Below are 17,471 nucleotides of genomic sequence, written 5' to 3' on the forward strand. Positions count from 1 at the left end.
CTCAACCGTTGAGCATCGACAGGGCCATACGCTCGGCGGTGGCCAGCGCGGCGGAGGTCATAATGTCGAGATTGCCGGCGTAGGCCGGCAGGTAATGGGCGGCGCCTTCAACCTCGAGGAAGATCGAGGTCTTCAGGCCGCTGAAGCGACCGTGGCCAGGGATGTTCAGTGGTGCTGACTCAGGGATGATGTCGAACTGCACCCTTTGCTTGAGACGGTAGCCCGGGACATAGGCCTGCACGGCGGCGGCCATGTCCTCGATGCTAGCGGCGATCCTGGACTGATCGGCGGCTTCACTTAGCACGAACACGGTGTCGCGCATCATCAAGGGCGGCTCCGCTGGGTTCATGATAATGATCGCCTTGCCCTTGGCAGCCCCGCCGATCACCTCGATTGCCTTGGAAGTGGTCTCGGTGAACTCGTCGATATTGGCGCGAGTGCCTGGGCCGGCGGATTTGCTGGCGATCGAGGCGATGATCTCGGCATAGTGCACCTTAGCAACACGCGAGACAGCCGCCACCATGGGGATAGTGGCCTGGCCACCGCAGGTGACCATATTGACGTTGAGCTGTCCGAGGTTCTGCTCTAGGTTGACCACCGGCACGCAATAGGGACCTATCGCGGCCGGGGTCAGATCGATCAGGCGAATACCGGGCTTGTGGCCCCGCAGAAATGCGTCGTTCTTCACGTGCGCGTATGCAGATGTAGCATCGAAGACGAAGTCGATCTCGTTGAAGATCGGTAGGCGGGTCAGACCCTCGACGCCTTCATGGGTAGTGGCCACGCCCATTCGTGATGCTCGGGCCAGACCGTCGGACGCTGGATCGATACCGACCATAACACCCATTTCCAGATACTGCGCGTTGCGCAGCACCTTGATCATCAAGTCGGTACCAATGTTGCCCGAGCCGACGATAGCGACTTTCAATTTCTTGCTCATGCGGATTCTCCATAGGCTTCGGCGAGCAGAATTACGGCGGGGTCGAGGGTCTCGGCGTAAAGCCGCTTGACCTGCTCGGCGCGCAGGCTCAGAGCCATGCGCTGATTGATATAACCCTTGTCGGTGATTTCGCCGGCGTCCGGGCTTGGTGGCGTATCAAGGATCAACGCGCGGAAGGCGTGCTGCGACGAAGCGGGGTATTGCTTGGCCAGTGCCTGCAGTCCGGCGTACAAGGCCAGGCGCACTTCAGGCAGCAGCGCCAGTTCATCGGCGCTCAGCGTCGCCCCGACGGTACCGGCCAGCTCGCGAAGCGCTGGGCTGGGATAGATCAGCGCACCGATCATTTCCTGGTCATGGCCGCAGATCACACAGTCTGTTGCATAGGGCGCCAGAGCGCTGACCAGCTTGGGCCGTAGGGTGCCGACAGAGACCCAGGTGCCGCTACTGAGCTTAAAGTCCTCGGTGACCCGGCCATCAAACTGGATGCCTAGCTCGGGCCGTTCGGGATCGACCAGGCGTCCGGCATCGCCGATGCAATAGAAGCCTTCGGCATCGAAAGCCTCGGCGGTCTTTTGCGGCGCGCCCAGGTATTCACGAAACACCGAGGGGCCACGTACACGCATCTCATGCTTACCGCCGGATGGCACGAACTTGATCTCCGTTCCCGGCACCGGCAAACCGATGGTACCGGGGCGGTCGATCAGGTAATGCACGCTGGTCAGCACCGGCGTAGTTTCCGTGGAACCCCACTCGCTGGCGAAGAACAACCGCTCGCTGCGGACCTTGCGCGCACAGGCGACCAGCCGATCCCAGGTGCTGACGGGCAGCGAGGCCGCCGCGTAGAGCAGCAGCTCCAGGCGGCCAAACAGCGCCTGGGCCAGTTCCTCGTCGCGCTCCAGATAAGGCAGCAACACGTCATAGCCACGCGGCACGTTAAAGTACAGGGTCGGCTTGACCAGCTTTATGTTCTCGATGCTGCGTTCGATCAGGCCAGGCACGGGACGGCCATCGTCGATATACAGGCTGCCGCCGTTGCGCAGCACCAGATTGAAGTTGTGGTTGGCGCCGAACACGTGGCTCCACGGCAGCCAATCCAGCACCACCACCGGCACCTGTTCGAGGAACGGCCAGCACTGGGCGATGGCCTGCTGGTTGGCGCAGAGCATGCCGTGGCTGTTGACCACCGCCTTGGGCGTCCCGGTCGAACCCGAGGTCATCAGGTAGCGCGCCGGGGTGTCGCCAGTAACTCGCGCGAAAGCTTGCATCACCGCCGGCGTCTCGGTCTTATAAAGCTGCGCCAGCGGCCAGGCACCCGGATATTCCTGGGCATTGCGTGCGGCCACCACAAGGCAGTCGGGCCTGATCAGCTCCAGCGCACGGTAGTAGGCATCACTATCGCTCACGAAAATCACGGCCGGGTCGAGTACCTCGATGATCGCCTTGAGCTTGCTGCAGCCATCGCCGGTATGGCGCGCATAAGCCACCGAGGTGGTAGCCACGGGAATGCCGACGTGCAAGGCAGCTAGGCTAAGCAGCGCCTGATCGACGTCGATGTCGGACAGGTTGAGCACCGGGCGACCCGCAGGAATGTCCAGGTCGAGCAGGCCCTGGGCTAGGCTGCCGACGCGCTGGCGCACCTCACGGTAGGTCATGCGGTGCCAACCGCCATTGTGCCGCTCGGCCAGATAGACCTGATCGGGGCGCTCGCATGCCCAGCGTTCCAGCCATTCGCCGATGCAACGCGCATAGGGTTGCAGGGGTTGCGGCGAGCGCAGGACGAATTCGCCATTGTCGCGCGGTTCGAAAATTACCTCGGCAGGGGCCAGCCGTGCCGCAAGGTTCGGGGAATCGGTCATATCCAGGTGCCTCGTGAGTCGGCACGGGGCCGCTCCTACGGTTGTTTTTGTAAAGCACTGATCTGTTTGGGCCGGCTTAGAGGCCCTGCACGCAACGGTGATTCAGATGAACCGGCAGCTCACCTCGCCCAGTCGGGTCAAACGCAGACGCAGGCTGTCGCCGGCTACCACCGGGGTCATCGGTCCCAGCGCACCGGACAGCAGCACATCGCCGGCACGCAGCGGCTGGCCGAGTTCGGCCATGGTGCGCGCCAGCCACAGGCAGGCATTCAGCGGGTTGCCCAGGCAGGCCGCACCGAGACCGACCGAAGCCTGCACACCGTTCTTCTCCAGCAGCATGCCTTCGAGGGTCAGATCGAGGCCGTCTAGCTTCACCGGCTGATCGCCGAGCACGTAGAGGCCCGAGGAGGCATTGTCGGCGACGGTGTCGACCAGGGTGATCTTCCAGTCCTCGATGGCCGAGTCGACGATCTCCAGCGCCGGAAGCAGGTAATCGACGGAGCTGATCAGCTCGCCCAAGGTCGTGTCGGCATTCGGCAGATCGCGGCCGAGGACGAAGGCGATCTCACCTTCGGCCTTCGGCTGGATCAGCCGCGCGGTAGGCACATCCTGGCCATGGCGGTATTCCATATCGGCGAACAGCATGCCGAAGTCTGGTTGGTCGACACCCAGTTGCTGCTGCACAGCCAGCGAGGTGAGCCCTATCTTGCAGCCGCTGAGGCGACGACCGGCGTCCAGCGCTGCGCGGGTGTTGATGGCCTGCACGTCATAGGCATCCTGCAGGCTGGCAATGTCGAAAAGCTCGGACACCCGACCGCAGGGTTGTCGGCTCTGGCGCGCCTGGGCAAGTGCGGCGGCGGCGGATTGCAGATGGGTATGGCTCATGATCGGTGCACTCCTGTTCAACGACGGTTTTGGCCCAGCGGGCGGTCGAGGCTGACGCGATAACCATCGACCAGCTCGCTGACGAGTTCGGCGACGCTGGACGGACGAGTGATCTGGCCCACGCCCTGGCCAGCCGACCAGACGTGCTTCCAGGCCTTGTTGGCGCTGGCGATATTGCCGGAGAAGTCGACGCTGGCTTTGCCTTCGGCGCTGGCATCGATGCCAGCCTTCTCCATCGAGGGGCGCATCCAGTTGGCGAGCACGCCACTGACGGCCTTGCTCAGCACCACGTCATCCATGCGGCAGTCGACAAGCATCTGCCGGTAGTCGTCATCGACCAGGCTTTCGTGCGTGGCGATCAGACGGGTACCCACCACGGCGAAGTCATAGCCCAGCACCTGCGCGGCGTGCACATCGCGGCCATTGGAAATGGCTCCGGCGATGCCCAGCGGGCCGTCCCAGAAACTACGTACTTCCTCGACGAAGGCGAACGGGTTGTTGGTACCAGTGTGGCCACCAGCGCCGTTGCACACCAGAATCAGCGCATCAACGCCAGCATCGGCGGCCTTGCGCGCCATCGCCGGGGTAATCACGTCGGCCATCACCACACCACCATAGGCGTGCACGTCTTCAAGTACCCGCTTTGGGCTGCCGAGGGCGGTGGAAACGATCGGTGGCTGGAAGCGCTTCACCAGTTCCAGCTCGGCGGCGAACCGGTCGTAGGTGCTGTGCACAATCATGTTGAGCATCCATGGCGCCAGCGTGGTACCTGCCGCCTGGACCTGCTCGCGCTCGGCGGTGATCTGCTGCAGCCACTGTTCGAGGATTTCCACCGTACGGGCATTGGGCGCCGGCATGCTGCCGATAATGCCGGCATGACAGCAGGCGCTAAGCAGCTGCGGACCGGAGACTAGGAACATCGGCGCCGCCAGCACAGGCACGGGCAGCGCAGCGAACAGCTCCAGCACCTTGTGCTGGGAAGGGGTATGCGCACTCATCGGCAATGACTCATCTTATGTTTGTTATCAGTAACGCTTATTGCGGTACTTCGTTGTCGGTTTCTCTGCCTAACGACCACCCGCGCTGCGGACTTCCCAGCCACCATCGCTATGGATGATGTGCGCGGTGGTCAACGACGAATTCTCTCGCGAGGCCAGCAGCACGTAATGGCCGGTGTGATCCTCCGGCTCGGCAATGCGCTGCAGGGGCACCGCACGCGCGGCAGCTTCCTCGAAACCAGGAATGGCATTGAGTGGCTGGCTTCGCTTGTTCAGGCCCTCTAGGCTTTTCATCGGCGTATTGGTAGCGCCAGGTGCGACGCCGTTGACGCGAATGTCAGGCGCCAGCTCGTAGGCCAGTTGGCGGATCATGCCAACCAGCGCGTGCTTAGCGGTGACGTAGAGAATTCCGCCGCCGCCGGCGTAGAAGGCGCTGTTGGACAGGGTGAAAATCATACTGCCGCGTGTCTCGCGCAGAGCATCGGTGGCGCATCGCGCGCCGAGTAGATACCCCTGCACGTTGATCGCGAACAGGCGCTGGAAGGCCTGCTCCAGCTCCTCCGGGGCGATACGGTCGAGACGAGTGAAGTAATCGAATACCGCCGCGTTGCCGACGAACGTATCCAGCTTGCCGAAAGCCTCCAGCGTCTGCGCCACCGCGCGCTGGTTGTCGGCGAGGCTGGAAACGTCGCCCTGGATCACCACCAAGGCATCACCCAGCTCAGCCTGCAGTGCATCGAGCTGCTCGCGGTTGCGCGCCATCACGCCGACCCGCGCCCCTTCCTGCACATAGCGGCGCACGATGGCGCTGCCGATTCCGCCAGTGCCGCCGGTCACCAGCGCCACCTGTCCTTCTAACCAACCCATGAGGCGCTCCTTCAGAGAAAGGTGTTAATGTTCTTGCACAGCAACATTGCATTGGGGATGAGGATCTTGCGCTTAAGCAGCTTCAGTCCATCTGCCTCGCGGCGGATAATGTCCTCGCGCCGCCCGGTGATCTGGTGCTGCTCGTCAAGGCCACGGCTACGCACGTTGATGAAGCACGAGTGGACGATATATTCGTTTGCTTTGGCCCCGGCGAGGACCTCGACATTGGTAACTAGGTGTACGTTGCGCGTCGGCGGGTTCTCGGCCCAGGCCGACGGCTGTTTGAAGCGCGCCACGCGACGCTGCAGCTCGCGCAGACCGTCGTCGAAAAAGGCCATGTGCTCAAGCTTATAGGGCCCGGAGCGGTCCTCGCGACGGCGGTTCTCGATGCCAGGCATCCAGTAGTGGATGGCCTCGGACAGACCCGCCAGCCAGTCATCCCAACGTTCGTCATCGAGCAAACGGGCTTCACGCAGGAGGAAGGCCTCGACTTCACGGGCCTGTTCGAACGGCACCGGCAGTTCACGATCGATATCAGTCATGGCGTTCTCCTCAGCGCATCTTGCCGTTGCGATCCGGCACATCCGCCCAGGTCGGCGACTGCAGCAGATCTTTCCAGCGCTGATAAAAGGCGCGGGCGTTGCATTCGTTGAGTTGGCCACGGAAAACGTTGCCGGGCAGCTCGCTGCCGTCGATGCGCGTGTGCATGCCGAGTCCAACGTACAAGTCCTGGTAGCGAGTGACCATGCCGCGGCTAGTTTTGGTGCAGTACTCCCAGTTCTCGCCGTCGTCCATCTCGAACACGCCGGTGGGCGAGAAGGTCATCATCGCGCCACGGCGCCACTTGTCCTTGATCTCCTGCGGGGCGTTCTTGTTGACGATCACCCAAGTGTAAAGGTCGATCTTATCCGGCCCACGTGGCTGCCAGACGCGCACAGTGTTTTGTCCCGGAAGGAAGGAGAAGTTGGGGAACACGGTGAACGAAGAAATCGCACCAATCAGCTTGGAGCGGAACTCGCCCAAACGCTCGGCCACCTTCGGCCGCAGGGTATGCAGGTATTTGTTGATTTCGCGCTCGCCGAGGGTTGCGGCGTTGCCCACTACATCGGTGGCAAACTCGTAGCCATGGCCGTTCCAGTTCACCGAGTAGGATTCCGGCAGCTCGCCGACATTGGTCACCGGCCCGCCGAGCATGGCCTTGGCCGCCGAGTCGTGCGTCCAGCCGCCGTGGAGGATGTCACCGACGAAGTTCTCGGCTGCGATCTTCCAGTTACATTCGATGGTCGAGCGGATGCAACCGCCGAAAAACTCGCTGCCGCCCTCGTCCATGTCGAGCATCACATCCAGGTACCAGGTCATCGGTCCGAGGTATTCTTCCAGTGTCGGCGCATCTGCCGCGAAGGTGGCGAACACTAAGCCCTTGTAACTGGCCACACGCGCCTGGCGCAGGCCGTGCTGGGACTTGTCGAAGCCGCTTTCCTCGTAGCACTTGGATTCGTGCATACCCATTAGCCGGCCACCATCGGCACCGAATGACCAGCCGTGGTAGTTACAGATGAAACCACGCGCGTGGCCCGCTTCGGCGAAGCACACCTTGTTACCACGGTGCGGGCAGGCATTAAGCATGACGCGGATCGAAGCATCCTTCTGCCGCACTACTAGAACCTCGTCCTCACCCATGGTGGTGGTCAGGTAGTCACCGGCTTTGGGTAGCTGCGACTCATGGGCAACGAACAACCAGCAACGAGCGAAGACCTTCTCCAGCTCCTGCTCGTAGATTTCCTTGTCCCAGAAGATTTTGCCGGACATCCGACCCGACTCCATGTCGCAGATACGGTCGAGGTTCTTCAGCGGTTCGCTGCTTTCGATCGGCCGGAGTTTGATGATCTCATTCATGGCGCTCACACGGTCTTTTTCTTGTTGGGTGGTTGGTTCAGATCGGGCTGGCGGCGGCCAGCTCGGCCTCTTCCGACTCGGCCGAGGTATCGGCGAATACCTCCTTGTCGGTGGTGATGATGCGGTAGGTACGCACCGCTCTCTCGCAAGGGAAAGTCACCGCTTGGCCGCTGGGAATGTGAAACTGTCCCCAGTGCACCGGGCAGGTGATCAGGTCACCTTCCAGGTCACCTTCGGCCAGCGAGGCTGTGGCATGAGTACACATATCGGCGGTGGCATAGAACTTGCCATCGAGGTTGTACACGCAGATGTCACCCGCCTCGCCACCGGCAACCTTCTTCAAGGTGCCCGGTTCGAGCTCATCGCGTTTACAAAGGAATATCTGGCTCATCGGGTCATCTCCTGGGGATACAACTGAAGAAAACCGAGGCCGGTCACCCAGGCTGGCACCGGCTCGTAGGCGATCACTTCACCACGAGCGTTGGGCACGGCCGCCATGGCCAGGGCGAAGTTGCGGATTTCCATTGCGCCATTGCCACCACGCTCGAGAATATCCTCGTCGCGATAGGCGCACAGCGCCTCAAGATCACCCTTGATGCCCAGGCTCAGCACTTCGTGGTCGAAGTCTTCGCTGACCCGGCCCATGTCGTGGGTGCCGACGCGGTGGCTGATGCCGCCACTGCCGATCACCACCACGCGCTCGTCTGCGGCGAAGCTCTCGACGGCTGCACGGATTTGGCGGCCAAGGTCGGCGGCGCGACGGAGACTAATGTAAGGGTCGACGCCGCAGGCCAGATACACCGGGATGCTCGGCAGCTCACGGCCCAGATGCTGTTCGGCGACCTGGACGATCAGTTGGTGCGGGATGGCGAAGGAGTGATCCATGGTGAAGCTGCGCGCCACCGTCCAGTCGATGTTCTGCTTCTCACCCTGCGCGACAATGTGATTGGCCAGTTGCTCCTGATTCTTCACCACTCGGCGCGGCAACCCTGGTAGGCGGTCAATCGGTCCGTCGACGTCGCCTGTACCGATCAGGTAGCGCGGCAGGCAGTGGGTGCCGAAGAGGATGTAATGGTCGCAACCGACGATGATCACAGAAGTGGCGTCCAACTCGGCCAGGCGCTCACCACACTGCCGGTAAGCATCCCAGATCACGTCACGTTGCGCCTGCGTCGGCGCCTCAGGGGCAACGAACATCACTGGGTCATGCGGCACCCAGAAACCGCCAACGATCTTGCCCATGACTCTACCCCTTCAAGGCCGCGGAGAAACCCGCGCTGTTTTCATCGGTCGCCCCGAGCAGAGCTTTGTACTGCTTCATGCTTGGAGTGGGCGACAATTCCTGCCAGAAACCCATGGTCAGCATAGGATTGACCCCAATGCGCTGAAGGGCGGCAACATCAAAACCGGCAACCATTTCTACTTCCTCTTCACTCAAGGCGAAGCGAGACAGAAAATGGCGAGGATCTTCACGAAACTTGTCCTTCGCCGCGCGCTCGGTGGACAACTGCCAGAGCACACGCTCCAACGTATTGCGACTCATGGCGCATCACTCCGAAAGAAAGTCGCGCACCAAGGCGACAAAGCGGCGCGGCTGCTCGGCCTGCACCCAGTGGCCGCAACGGCCGAACAGATGCAGGTCGGCATCCGGCACACTGTTGGCGATCAGCAACCCGCATTGGGGCGGCACCACACGGTCTTCGCGGCCATGTACCACCAGGGTCGGCGCGGTAATCTTGGCGAGCGCGGCGGCCGGGAAGCCCTTGACGATGGTTTCGCCATCCGGGTTCGGCTGCGGGATCAGCTTGCGCAGCGCAGCTTGGGCACCAGGACGGGCTGAGGCTTCGTAGCGACTCTGAACCAGCTCGGGCGTGATCAAGTCCTGCTCATAGGGAAAAAGCGCCATCAGCTCACGCATGTTGTCCAGCGACGGCTCATATTCCCAAGCACCACGCAGGCCAGCGGTCTGCACAAATTCGCCAGCAGGCGTTCCAAGCAGCACCAGGCGCTTGACCCGCTCCGGCGCAAACACCGCCAGACCGATGGCCAGAGCACCGCCGAAGGAATTGCCGACGAAAGACGCCTTATCGATATCGAGCGCGTCCATGATGCCGACCAGATGGGATACCCATAGTTTGATATCATATTTGATGTCATTCTTGAGCTCAGTAAAGCCAAAACCGGCGATATCCGGAACGATCACCCGCCACTTGTCGGAGAAAGCCGGCATGCTCTTCGCCCAGTTACTCCAGCCAGAAACCCCAGGGCCCGAGCCATGCAGCAGAAACAGCGCCTCACCCTGGCCAGCCTCGTGATAATTGGTCTTATGACCTGCCGCAACCAAGCTCTTGCCGATATCTTCCATCATGCCTCCACGACTCTTGTCCCATCAGAATACAGATGTGTATGTGTATGTGTATGTGTATGTGTATGTTAGAGAAGCAAGCCAACGTCGTCAACACTCTTCAATACACCAATGTACGCTCCCATAGCCAAATGAGAAGGCCAATGCAGCGGAAAGCCCTAAAAATGCGGAATACACCACTGCTTACCAACCGTCACCCCACCAAAATAAAAACATACATTTATGTACCTTGATGGCGTTTACGCATAGAAGATTCGCTGATCCATCCATCGTAGGGTGCTGGAGACCTTCAGGAAGCTGAGATGCAGCAATGAATGCTGGATGAGAAATGGTGACAATTGCGGGCTCGCGACATGCATACCATGCCCAGGGGGGAAACATGAGTTAGAATCCCAACCTCGTAGCCGACCGTCAGCCATACACGGCCGAACCTTTTTAACCCTCAGTACAAGGCCCCCAACAATGTCTGTACGCCCCAATCTGACCCGAGAAGATTGGATCCATGCCGCCCAGCAGGTACTGGTCAAGGGCGGCGTCGATGCCGTCCGAGTCGACATGCTGGCCAAGGAACTGAACATCACTCGCGGCAGCTTCTACTATCATTTCAAGAGCCGTAACGAGCTGCTCGAAGGCATCCTTGGAGACTGGCGCACACGTGCCACGGAAGACGTCATCCTCCACTTGAGCGATGCCAAGGCCACGCCACAGCAACAACTTCAGCGCCTGATGGAACTACCCCTGCACGGCCAGACCGCCATAGAAGCCGCTGCCATCGAGCTAGCCATCCGAGCCTGGGCGCGCCGTGACGAGCACGCCCGCCAGTCCATCGACGAAGTCGATCGCTATCGCCTCAGCTACATCAAAGGTCTGCTACTGCAGGCCGGCGTCGACCCGCAGGACGCCAGCGACCGTGCCTACCTGATCTATGCCTACCAGATAAGCCTTTCGCTGCTGAACAACAGCGAACCGGTAGGCGAGCGCATGGCACGTAATAACCGCCTCGGCGAGTTGCTGGTGCCCACCTCACACCCCGCCTGAGGCCTATAGCGGCCGACAGCGACGGCCGCACCTACAAGGCTAGGTGCCCCCAAGCGCCGCCCCTTAACTCCGCCGCTCATAATCGATACCTCAGATTGTTGGGCTGACGGCCGGTCAGTCCCATCATCTCCACGCCTCATCCCTCCATGGTCAGTTAATACAAGACCGTCTGCAGCACGTCGCCATCAGCCCCTGCGAAGCTTTCAAGCTTTACGGGCTACCCGTGTTCAACCACGTGCACTAAGTACTGACCAAGCCGATCAGGCCGCAACTTTGCTGTCCATTCCTTGCCAATACACGACCATGTCGGCGAAACGGTCGCCATTGAGCCCTCCGCCGCTCGGTGGACAGTTAAAATTCTGCGTCAGCGGCCTGAATCCGGGCAACGGGAGTGAAGGTTAAGTACTTGTCATTTAATGCATGGTGGGTTTGAATTGCGGTCTTATGCCGTAGTTCGTCAAGCATTCCACCGATGCGTTGAGCGCTCGCCGATGCAGCCCGGGCTTTTGCCGCACACGTCGAGCGTGGGGCTTTACCGGGACCGGAGCACAGGTTTTGACCTCCAGCCCATGCCCTGCTCACTGCCACTACGTCCATCGGTTGACAATCTGCACTTGAAAACGGAACGTAACAGTGTTCTGACTGTTACGCTCCGCCCTACCAACGCCGGCTGGCGGCTATCGCAATTCACTGTAAGTTGCTTGCGCCATATGGGGTAACACTGCGGGGGGGGTGATCAACGGCGTCAACTATCGACTAAATGTCAAAGGTGTTGCGTTCATCCTACGTCACGGCGAATGCAAACTGCTGCTGGTCGATCGCGAGTTTGCCAACCCCGCGGCGGCGGCAATGGAGCGGCTCTGATATCCCTTGACAGTGATCGATATCAACGACCATCTCGCGCCCATCGAGCCGGCGATTGGCGAGACCGACTATGAACGCTTGCTTGCAAGCGAAGGGCAACCGATTGCCCTCTACTATATCTCCGCCACCACCGGCGACCCCAAGGGCGCGGTTGCCAGCCATCGCGGCACCTATCTGATGAGTCTGCTGGAGCTTACCACCTGGCCAACGGGCCGAGCGTCCGCGCTATCTGCGGACGCTGCCGAAGTTCCATGCCAATGGCTAGTGCTTTGCATGGGCGATCACCGCCGCAGATACCCACGTATTCCTGCACAGCTTGTCGCTTCTGCTCCTTCGTCGCTGAACAAATGTTTTCGAGAACTGTCACGTTCATGTTGTCGAAATTATCCCGTGTTAGATCGCTCGCTGGACACATGCACCGCCCTCGCCAGCGATTTCAGGAAGAACGCAGCAGGAGGCTGTGTGCCATGATCTCGATCAGAAGCTCTTATCATCCTATCGACGCAGCCATTCTATGGTGTGGCCTTGCCGACCACGAGGAAGAAATCCTGCGGGTCGATCTTTCCCACCCAGGCAGCCTGCTCAAGCATTTTCCCCAGTGGCCGTTTCTGCACATTTACGCGGAATGTATCTACGACGCCATTGTCAGTGGTGAGCTGCCAGCGACGTGCTTGGGCCGCCCAATTACGTTGGACAACCAGGTACATCGAGAGTACTGGACTATTCGGCGTGCCGATTTGCTGGTCTGGTTCGCTCGCAACTACCCCGGTGAAAAGCCTGCGTTCCTATTCCCGCAGAATCTCAACCATTTGAACTGTGTCAGCCTTAATGCTCATCTGGTACAGGAAGCAGAAGTCTCTGCTGCCCAGCGCACGATCGAGAAGCTGCGCGACGAGCTTGCAGCAAGGGCTGAAGAGCTGGCAACGCTCACCTCATGTAATAGCGAGCTGACAACGCGACTTGAGGCCCAGGGCATTCCCTCCGAGGCCTCCGAAAGCACGCACAACATGCTCGTGGGCGCCATGCTGGCAGTGACGGTAGGCAAATCGAAGGACGGCCGCCAGCAGTCGATCTACAAGTCCCAGAGCGATCTGGTCCAAGAGATTTTGCGCCGTTTCCCGGGGTTGCCGAGCTTGAGCAAAAGCACCATTGATCGGAGATTTGCCCACGCGCGCCGGTATTTTGCCCAGGTAGGGCGGGGCTGAAATCGCATTGTCAGGCAATGCTCGGCATTGCCTGACAATGTTTTTTCTTCCGCGTCGAACTTCACTGACTGTCACATCCCACTGCGCACCACATGGTGCTAAGGAGTGACATCATGCAACCGATCAGCCCTGCCCCGCTGCCTGCCGACCGCCACATCATGCGCCGCAACGAGGTGGAGCAAAGAACCGGCTTCAAGCGTTCGCACATCTACAACCTGATGAAAGCCGGGCTGTTCCCACAATGCCGGCGCATAGGTGCTCGCGCCGTCGGTTGGGACTCGCTGGAAATCGAGCAGTGGGTGCATGATCGACTGTCGGCCAGGGAGTAGCGTCATGGACGTCCTCTCGCTGATCTCAACCAAGGGCGGCGCGGGCAAAACCACTATCGCCGCCAACCTGGGCGGTATGCTCGCCGATGCGGGCCTTCGTGTCCTGTTGCTGGATCTGGACAGCCAACCGACGCTGTCCAGCTACTACGCGTTGCGTGAATCCCGTGAGGCTGGTGGCTACGAGTTTATCGCGCAACGACTCACGGCACCTGAACAGGTGATTTCCGCCACCGTCATCCCGCATCTGGACCTGATCGTCTCCAATGACCGCGCCGGGCACATCAGCACCCTGCTATTGCACGCCGCCGACGGTCGTCTGCGCCTCCGCAATATGCTGCCGGCTTTCTCGAGTCTCTACGACGTGCTGATCATCGATACCCAAGGCGCGCGCAGTGTCGTCGTGGAGATGGTTATCCTCGCGTCCGACTGTGCGCTGTGTCCGGTCCCCCCAGAAATGCTCGCCGCACGTGAACTGCGGCGTGGCACGCTGGCGCTGTTTGAAGAGTTGGAGCTCTACCGCTACCTGGGCGTCGCTTTACCATCGGTGAAGCTACTGCTCAACCAGGTCAACGCCAATCGTCGTGACACGCGCTTGATCATGCAGAGCCTGCAAGCTTCTTTCCACGCCGATCCCCATGTCAGCGTCTGCACCACGGTCATCCCCGACCGTGTGGCCTACCCCAATGCCGCCTCGCTGGGACTGCCGGTTCACCGCGTCGAGCCCACTCCACCATCCGGCAGCAGCGGCCCTTGCGGTGCGGCGGTCATGCGCGCGCTGGCCATCGAATTATTTCCGCACTGGGCTGAGCGACTTGTCGACTCGGGCGCACAGGAGCCGGGCCAATCGTTCGTAGCCGACCGCCGGCTCAGTCGTCGTGGCTGAAGGGAGAGTCTGTGATGAAGCCGCCCTCCTCCAACGACATCACCCGTCAATTGCAGCAGGCGCATTTTCCGCAGAATCATGGCCGCGACACTACGCCTATGCCCATCGGTGACACACCGCTGGTGGTCAGCCTCGAACAACTGCGCCCGTACGAACTCAACCCACGGGTGGTCCGCAACCCGCTGTATGACCAAATCAAAGCCTCGATCCGCGAACGCGGCCTAGACCAGCCCCCCGCGATAACACGCCGCCCGGGTGAGCCGCACTTCATCATCCGCAACGGCGGCAACACGCGTTTAAGCATCCTCGGCGAACTGTGGCAGGAAACCCGGGAGGAGCGATTCTTTCACATCCACTGCCTGTTCCGCCCTTGGCTGTCCGAGTCGCATGCCTTGATCGGGCACCTGGCCGAAAGTGACCTGCATGGTCAGCTTACGTTCATTGAGCGAGCCCTGGCGGTGGCGAAACTCAAGCACATGTTGCAGGCGCCGGATACCCCTCTCAGTCAGCGAGAACTGTCCACACGCTTGAGCAAGAGCGGCTACCCGATTTCGCAGTCGCACATCAGCCGTATGTTCGACACCCTCGAGCATCTGCTTCCGGTTATTCCACAGGTGTTGTATGCCGGTCTGGGCAAGCCCACCATCGTCCGAGTCATCAACCTGCGGCGCCGGGCAGAGTCGATCTGGAATCAGTATTTGGGGGACGTTCAACAATTTGCGCTGTTGTGGTTCGAAGCGCTGTCGGCGTTCGACAGTGATAGGCCCGAGCTGAACTGGGGTGAGCTGCAGGACGAACTGATCGCCAGGATGGCGGTGCAGTTGAAGCAGACACCCCGCCTCCTAGCGCTGGAAATGCATCAGGAATCGCATCGCTCACTCCCGCCTTCTGACACGCCTCAGCCTCTCCCGCAAGCCTCACACCGCGAGTCCTTCCCCCAGACATCTGCCAGCGAAGCCGAAGCACAATCGGCGTATCAATCGCCCGCACCTGAGCCGATGAACAGCGCGGACAACACTGCGGCAGCCGAGGCGCCACGCCTCCCCAACATCCGCGAAGCGCTGAGTGATGACGAACCGCTTGCAGCGGGGTGGCCAAACACCCTTGAGGTCGGTGAGCCCTCCCCGCGCTCCGCCTCACCTCGCGCACCGATACAGGATGACATCAATGCATTGCGTGAGCGTTGCGCCGCCCTGGCGACTGACCTAGCAACCTATGCCGAAGCAAGTGCCATGGTCAAACCGCACGCAGAGGGCTTGGGTTTCACCCTGGCCATCGAACATGGCCCGCAGTTGAGCCCACGACACACCGGCATTCAGCTAGTGCTTTCGGCCCTGCTGCGACTGCAGGACGACGTGACCTGGCAGCAACGCCAGCAGTTGCCGGCCGCACTGTTCGGCCAACTGCTGATTGGCGCTTACGACCTGCCCTTCCTCGAACGCCCTGCCCTGACCGTGGGCCTTGAACGACTACCCAATACCCAGCTGGAGCAGCTGTTCAGCCTAATCCGCCACGCCCGGCAGTTGATCGACCTGACGCTGTCGTCCAATCGTTAAGTGAGGAGCCGCCTCATGAGTACGACTTTCAATCTGTTGAACCATGCGATGTTGAACCAGGTGCTGCATGAGCTGCGCCATGGCCGCCTGCAACGCTGCAAAGCACTAGGCCTTGCCGACGAGGACATCGAGGTGCTGCAATCGCTGCCTCCAACCACCCTGTCCCACTTGGCGCATTCATCGATTGCCTGGGTTGAGGTCAAGGTCGATATCACCGTGCTGCGCCGCCTGATCATCCAGGCCGAGCGCGACGAGCAGAACGAACGCCTGATCAACCGGGCGCTCAAGCTTGGCGCGAGCTCGACCATCATGTACCGCTGCTTCGGCCTGGACCATTCGGAAACGGCGTTGCGCCGCCGCGTGCTGAAAATCGAGACCCACCGCGGCCGCCCGGTCCAGCTCAGTGAAGCCCAGGAGCATGCGGTGTGGAACCGCTGGAGCCAACTGCGGAAGGAAGATCCAGACAACGATCCACTGGACACCATGATGATGCTGGCCGAGGAACAACACATCAGCCTGACGCTGGTCTGGCAACAGGTCGAACAGTACGGAGGCGCACCATGCTGAGCTTCTACGAGGTCGACTGGCAGGACGTGGTGCGCCAGTGCTACGACGCCCTTCGACGCCGAAATGAGTGTCAGGCTGCCCGGGTCCAACAAGCAACTGCTGCGGAACCGGCGCTGCGCACGATCTACTACGGCGACAACAATCCCTTGCCGCAGGCCTTGCTACTCGATCGTCGGCTGACCCCGCTGGAGCGCAACACCTGGCAGGTGCTGCACTGGCTGATCACCGAGCGCCAGGTGAAAACGCCTCGCTACCAGGACCTGCAGCCCTACCTGGCGACCAGCCCCTGTGGTACCCAGGCGTCGCGCGAGACCATCGCCCGCGCACTGAACGTCCTGCGTACCACCCGCTGGCTCAGCCTGGTCGACCGCTCGCGCGATGCCCAAGGCTGCCTGCGCGGTTGCATCTACGTGCTGCACGGCGATCCGTTGACACCGGCCGAGCAGCTGGAGCTGGACAGCGGCTACGCGGGGTTGCTGCAACAGAACCTCAGCCATGCCACCAAGGGCGTGCGTGAGGTGACGCAGCATGTGCTTAGCGAAATTCAAGCCGACCCGCAGGTTGCCCAGGGCGACAAGGACCGACTGGGCGCACTGCCGCCGGCACAGCAGCACACGCTGCCACTGATGAACGACGGCGCGCAGGCGCACCATTCCGAACCTGGTCTGCGCCACCCCGTTCGGAATGCTCACGCCTCGGCCGCCGATTGCGACCCCTGCGGCAAGGCACCTGATTCGGCTGTGGTTCGGAATGCCGACGCCGGCCGTACAGTACAGAAAGACCAAAGCAAAAAAAGTACGGTACTGGAGCAGGTGGAGTTTGGTCGAGCGCGCTGGCCTGCGGATTTACCGCTGAACACGAACGAGCGGCGCATGGCCTCGCAGGCGATGCGTCAGCTCGAGCCGGAACAGCAACAAGCGGTAATCAACGAAGCGGCGGTGCGCTGCGCCCGCGGAGAGATCCGAAAACCCGTCGCCTACCTGATGGGTTTGATCAAGCGCGCCTGCAAGGACGAGTTCACCCTGTGGGCCGCGCGTTCCGAGGAAGTAAAATCCTCAACCCCTTCCTCACGCACAGCCAAGCCTGCGTCGGAAGATCCGCCTCGCGAGCGATCCAAGCGCAGCGGTCAGCGCACTGCGTCGCCACTCGCCCTCTCTTGCCTGGAGGAATTGAAACAACGTTGCCGAGGGATCAGTGTGGCTAAATAGGGCTGGAACTCGGT

The 17,471-nt window shown here is 61.0% G+C and carries 19 protein-coding genes; 8 read left to right on the forward strand and 11 right to left on the reverse strand.

The features are described 5' to 3' along the window. Position 1 precedes the first annotated feature (1 nt). From HX824_RS10330 to HX824_RS10380, 11 genes are all read right to left on the reverse strand, one after another. Positions 2–940 carry an acetaldehyde dehydrogenase (acetylating) gene (locus HX824_RS10330; protein ID WP_177051126.1) on the reverse strand — a complete coding sequence of 313 codons (939 nt, stop codon included), beginning with the start codon at positions 938–940 and terminating at the stop codon, positions 2–4. After that, positions 937–2,796 carry a feruloyl-CoA synthase gene (locus HX824_RS10335; RefSeq protein ID WP_177051128.1) on the reverse strand — a complete coding sequence of 620 codons (1,860 nt, stop codon included), beginning with the start codon at positions 2,794–2,796 and terminating at the stop codon, positions 937–939. The genes HX824_RS10330 and HX824_RS10335 overlap by 4 nt, the downstream gene beginning before the upstream one ends. A gap of 102 nt (positions 2,797–2,898) precedes the next feature. Continuing rightward, on the reverse strand, positions 2,899–3,681 hold the full coding sequence (locus tag HX824_RS10340) for a 2-keto-4-pentenoate hydratase (RefSeq protein ID WP_177054516.1): 783 nt from the start codon (positions 3,679–3,681) through the stop codon (positions 2,899–2,901). 17 nt (positions 3,682–3,698) lie between these two features. Then, complete coding sequence (locus HX824_RS10345; RefSeq protein ID WP_177051139.1) at positions 3,699–4,679, reverse strand: nitronate monooxygenase family protein; 981 nt, start codon at positions 4,677–4,679, stop codon at positions 3,699–3,701. A 69-nt stretch (positions 4,680–4,748) separates the two neighbouring features. Then, positions 4,749–5,546 (reverse strand): 3-(cis-5,6-dihydroxycyclohexa-1,3-dien-1-yl)propanoate dehydrogenase, encoded by a 798-nt coding sequence (gene hcaB, locus HX824_RS10350; RefSeq protein WP_177051141.1) that lies wholly within the window; start codon positions 5,544–5,546, stop codon positions 4,749–4,751. Positions 5,547–5,557: 11 nt separating this feature from the next. Continuing rightward, positions 5,558–6,088 (reverse strand): 3-phenylpropionate/cinnamic acid dioxygenase subunit beta, encoded by a 531-nt coding sequence (locus tag HX824_RS10355; protein ID WP_177051143.1) that lies wholly within the window; start codon positions 6,086–6,088, stop codon positions 5,558–5,560. 10 nt (positions 6,089–6,098) lie between these two features. Next, on the reverse strand, positions 6,099–7,442 hold the full coding sequence (locus HX824_RS10360; protein ID WP_177051145.1) for an SRPBCC family protein: 1,344 nt from the start codon (positions 7,440–7,442) through the stop codon (positions 6,099–6,101). A 37-nt stretch (positions 7,443–7,479) separates the two neighbouring features. Continuing rightward, on the reverse strand, positions 7,480–7,833 hold the full coding sequence (locus HX824_RS10365; RefSeq protein ID WP_177051147.1) for a non-heme iron oxygenase ferredoxin subunit: 354 nt from the start codon (positions 7,831–7,833) through the stop codon (positions 7,480–7,482). Continuing rightward, positions 7,830–8,684: a protocatechuate 3,4-dioxygenase gene (locus HX824_RS10370; RefSeq protein WP_177051150.1), complete on the reverse strand. Its 855-nt coding sequence runs from the start codon at positions 8,682–8,684 to the stop codon at positions 7,830–7,832. The genes HX824_RS10365 and HX824_RS10370 overlap by 4 nt, the downstream gene beginning before the upstream one ends. A gap of 4 nt (positions 8,685–8,688) precedes the next feature. Continuing rightward, positions 8,689–8,985, reverse strand: a complete 297-nt coding sequence (locus HX824_RS10375) for an extradiol ring-cleavage dioxygenase (protein WP_177051152.1) — start codon at positions 8,983–8,985, stop codon at positions 8,689–8,691. A gap of 6 nt (positions 8,986–8,991) precedes the next feature. Next, on the reverse strand, positions 8,992–9,810 hold the full coding sequence (locus tag HX824_RS10380) for an alpha/beta fold hydrolase (RefSeq protein ID WP_256346969.1): 819 nt from the start codon (positions 9,808–9,810) through the stop codon (positions 8,992–8,994). 459 nt (positions 9,811–10,269) lie between these two features. Here HX824_RS10380 and HX824_RS10385 point away from each other — a divergent pair, with 459 nt between their 5' ends. The 8 genes from HX824_RS10385 (at position 10,270) to HX824_RS10420 (ending at position 17,457) form a co-directional block, all read left to right on the forward strand. Continuing rightward, positions 10,270–10,845, forward strand: a complete 576-nt coding sequence (locus HX824_RS10385; RefSeq protein WP_177051154.1) for a TetR/AcrR family transcriptional regulator — start codon at positions 10,270–10,272, stop codon at positions 10,843–10,845. An 870-nt stretch (positions 10,846–11,715) separates the two neighbouring features. Further along, on the forward strand, positions 11,716–12,180 hold the full coding sequence (locus HX824_RS10390) for a hypothetical protein (RefSeq protein WP_177051156.1): 465 nt from the start codon (positions 11,716–11,718) through the stop codon (positions 12,178–12,180). Beyond that, positions 12,177–12,914, forward strand: coding sequence for a hypothetical protein (locus HX824_RS10395; protein WP_177054517.1), 738 nt, complete (start codon positions 12,177–12,179; stop codon positions 12,912–12,914). Before HX824_RS10390 ends, HX824_RS10395 begins: the two co-directional genes overlap by 4 nt. Positions 12,915–13,027: 113 nt before the next feature. Next, positions 13,028–13,243, forward strand: coding sequence for an AlpA family transcriptional regulator (locus HX824_RS10400; protein WP_177051160.1), 216 nt, complete (start codon positions 13,028–13,030; stop codon positions 13,241–13,243). Positions 13,244–13,247: 4 nt separating this feature from the next. Next, positions 13,248–14,126 carry a ParA family protein gene (locus HX824_RS10405; protein WP_177051162.1) on the forward strand — a complete coding sequence of 293 codons (879 nt, stop codon included), beginning with the start codon at positions 13,248–13,250 and terminating at the stop codon, positions 14,124–14,126. Between the two features lie 14 nt (positions 14,127–14,140). Beyond that, positions 14,141–15,682 (forward strand): ParB family protein, encoded by a 1,542-nt coding sequence (locus tag HX824_RS10410; RefSeq protein WP_177054518.1) that lies wholly within the window; start codon positions 14,141–14,143, stop codon positions 15,680–15,682. Positions 15,683–15,697: 15 nt separating this feature from the next. Beyond that, on the forward strand, positions 15,698–16,249 hold the full coding sequence (locus tag HX824_RS10415; protein ID WP_177051166.1) for a DUF2857 domain-containing protein: 552 nt from the start codon (positions 15,698–15,700) through the stop codon (positions 16,247–16,249). After that, positions 16,243–17,457: an STY4528 family pathogenicity island replication protein gene (locus HX824_RS10420; RefSeq protein WP_177054519.1), complete on the forward strand. Its 1,215-nt coding sequence runs from the start codon at positions 16,243–16,245 to the stop codon at positions 17,455–17,457. Before HX824_RS10415 ends, HX824_RS10420 begins: the two co-directional genes overlap by 7 nt. Positions 17,458–17,471: the final 14 nt, after the last annotated feature.

The organism is Pseudomonas sp. D4002 (assembly GCF_013385665.1).
Lineage (GTDB): Bacteria > Pseudomonadota > Gammaproteobacteria > Pseudomonadales > Pseudomonadaceae > Aquipseudomonas.

What these genes read in the sequence shown, in the direction of transcription:
- HX824_RS10330 (WP_177051126.1), bottom strand. Translation starts at nt 940, where the DNA reads ATGAGCAAGAAATTGAAAGTCGCTATCGTCGGCTCGGGCAACATTGGT.
- HX824_RS10335 (WP_177051128.1), bottom strand. Translation starts at nt 2,796, where the DNA reads ATGACCGATTCCCCGAACCTTGCGGCACGGCTGGCCCCTGCCGAGGTA.
- HX824_RS10340 (WP_177054516.1), bottom strand. Translation starts at nt 3,681, where the DNA reads ATGAGCCATACCCATCTGCAATCCGCCGCCGCCGCACTTGCCCAGGCG.
- HX824_RS10345 (WP_177051139.1), bottom strand. Translation starts at nt 4,679, where the DNA reads ATGAGTGCGCATACCCCTTCCCAGCACAAGGTGCTGGAGCTGTTCGCT.
- hcaB (WP_177051141.1), bottom strand. Translation starts at nt 5,546, where the DNA reads ATGGGTTGGTTAGAAGGACAGGTGGCGCTGGTGACCGGCGGCACTGGC.
- HX824_RS10355 (WP_177051143.1), bottom strand. Translation starts at nt 6,088, where the DNA reads ATGACTGATATCGATCGTGAACTGCCGGTGCCGTTCGAACAGGCCCGT.
- HX824_RS10360 (WP_177051145.1), bottom strand. Translation starts at nt 7,442, where the DNA reads ATGAATGAGATCATCAAACTCCGGCCGATCGAAAGCAGCGAACCGCTG.
- HX824_RS10365 (WP_177051147.1), bottom strand. Translation starts at nt 7,833, where the DNA reads ATGAGCCAGATATTCCTTTGTAAACGCGATGAGCTCGAACCGGGCACC.
- HX824_RS10370 (WP_177051150.1), bottom strand. Translation starts at nt 8,684, where the DNA reads ATGGGCAAGATCGTTGGCGGTTTCTGGGTGCCGCATGACCCAGTGATG.
- HX824_RS10375 (WP_177051152.1), bottom strand. Translation starts at nt 8,985, where the DNA reads ATGAGTCGCAATACGTTGGAGCGTGTGCTCTGGCAGTTGTCCACCGAG.
- HX824_RS10380 (WP_256346969.1), bottom strand. Translation starts at nt 9,810, where the DNA reads ATGATGGAAGATATCGGCAAGAGCTTGGTTGCGGCAGGTCATAAGACC.
- HX824_RS10385 (WP_177051154.1), top strand. Translation starts at nt 10,270, where the DNA reads ATGTCTGTACGCCCCAATCTGACCCGAGAAGATTGGATCCATGCCGCC.
- HX824_RS10395 (WP_177054517.1), top strand. Translation starts at nt 12,177, where the DNA reads ATGATCTCGATCAGAAGCTCTTATCATCCTATCGACGCAGCCATTCTA.
- HX824_RS10400 (WP_177051160.1), top strand. Translation starts at nt 13,028, where the DNA reads ATGCAACCGATCAGCCCTGCCCCGCTGCCTGCCGACCGCCACATCATG.
- HX824_RS10405 (WP_177051162.1), top strand. Translation starts at nt 13,248, where the DNA reads ATGGACGTCCTCTCGCTGATCTCAACCAAGGGCGGCGCGGGCAAAACC.
- HX824_RS10410 (WP_177054518.1), top strand. Translation starts at nt 14,141, where the DNA reads ATGAAGCCGCCCTCCTCCAACGACATCACCCGTCAATTGCAGCAGGCG.
- HX824_RS10415 (WP_177051166.1), top strand. Translation starts at nt 15,698, where the DNA reads ATGAGTACGACTTTCAATCTGTTGAACCATGCGATGTTGAACCAGGTG.
- HX824_RS10420 (WP_177054519.1), top strand. Translation starts at nt 16,243, where the DNA reads ATGCTGAGCTTCTACGAGGTCGACTGGCAGGACGTGGTGCGCCAGTGC.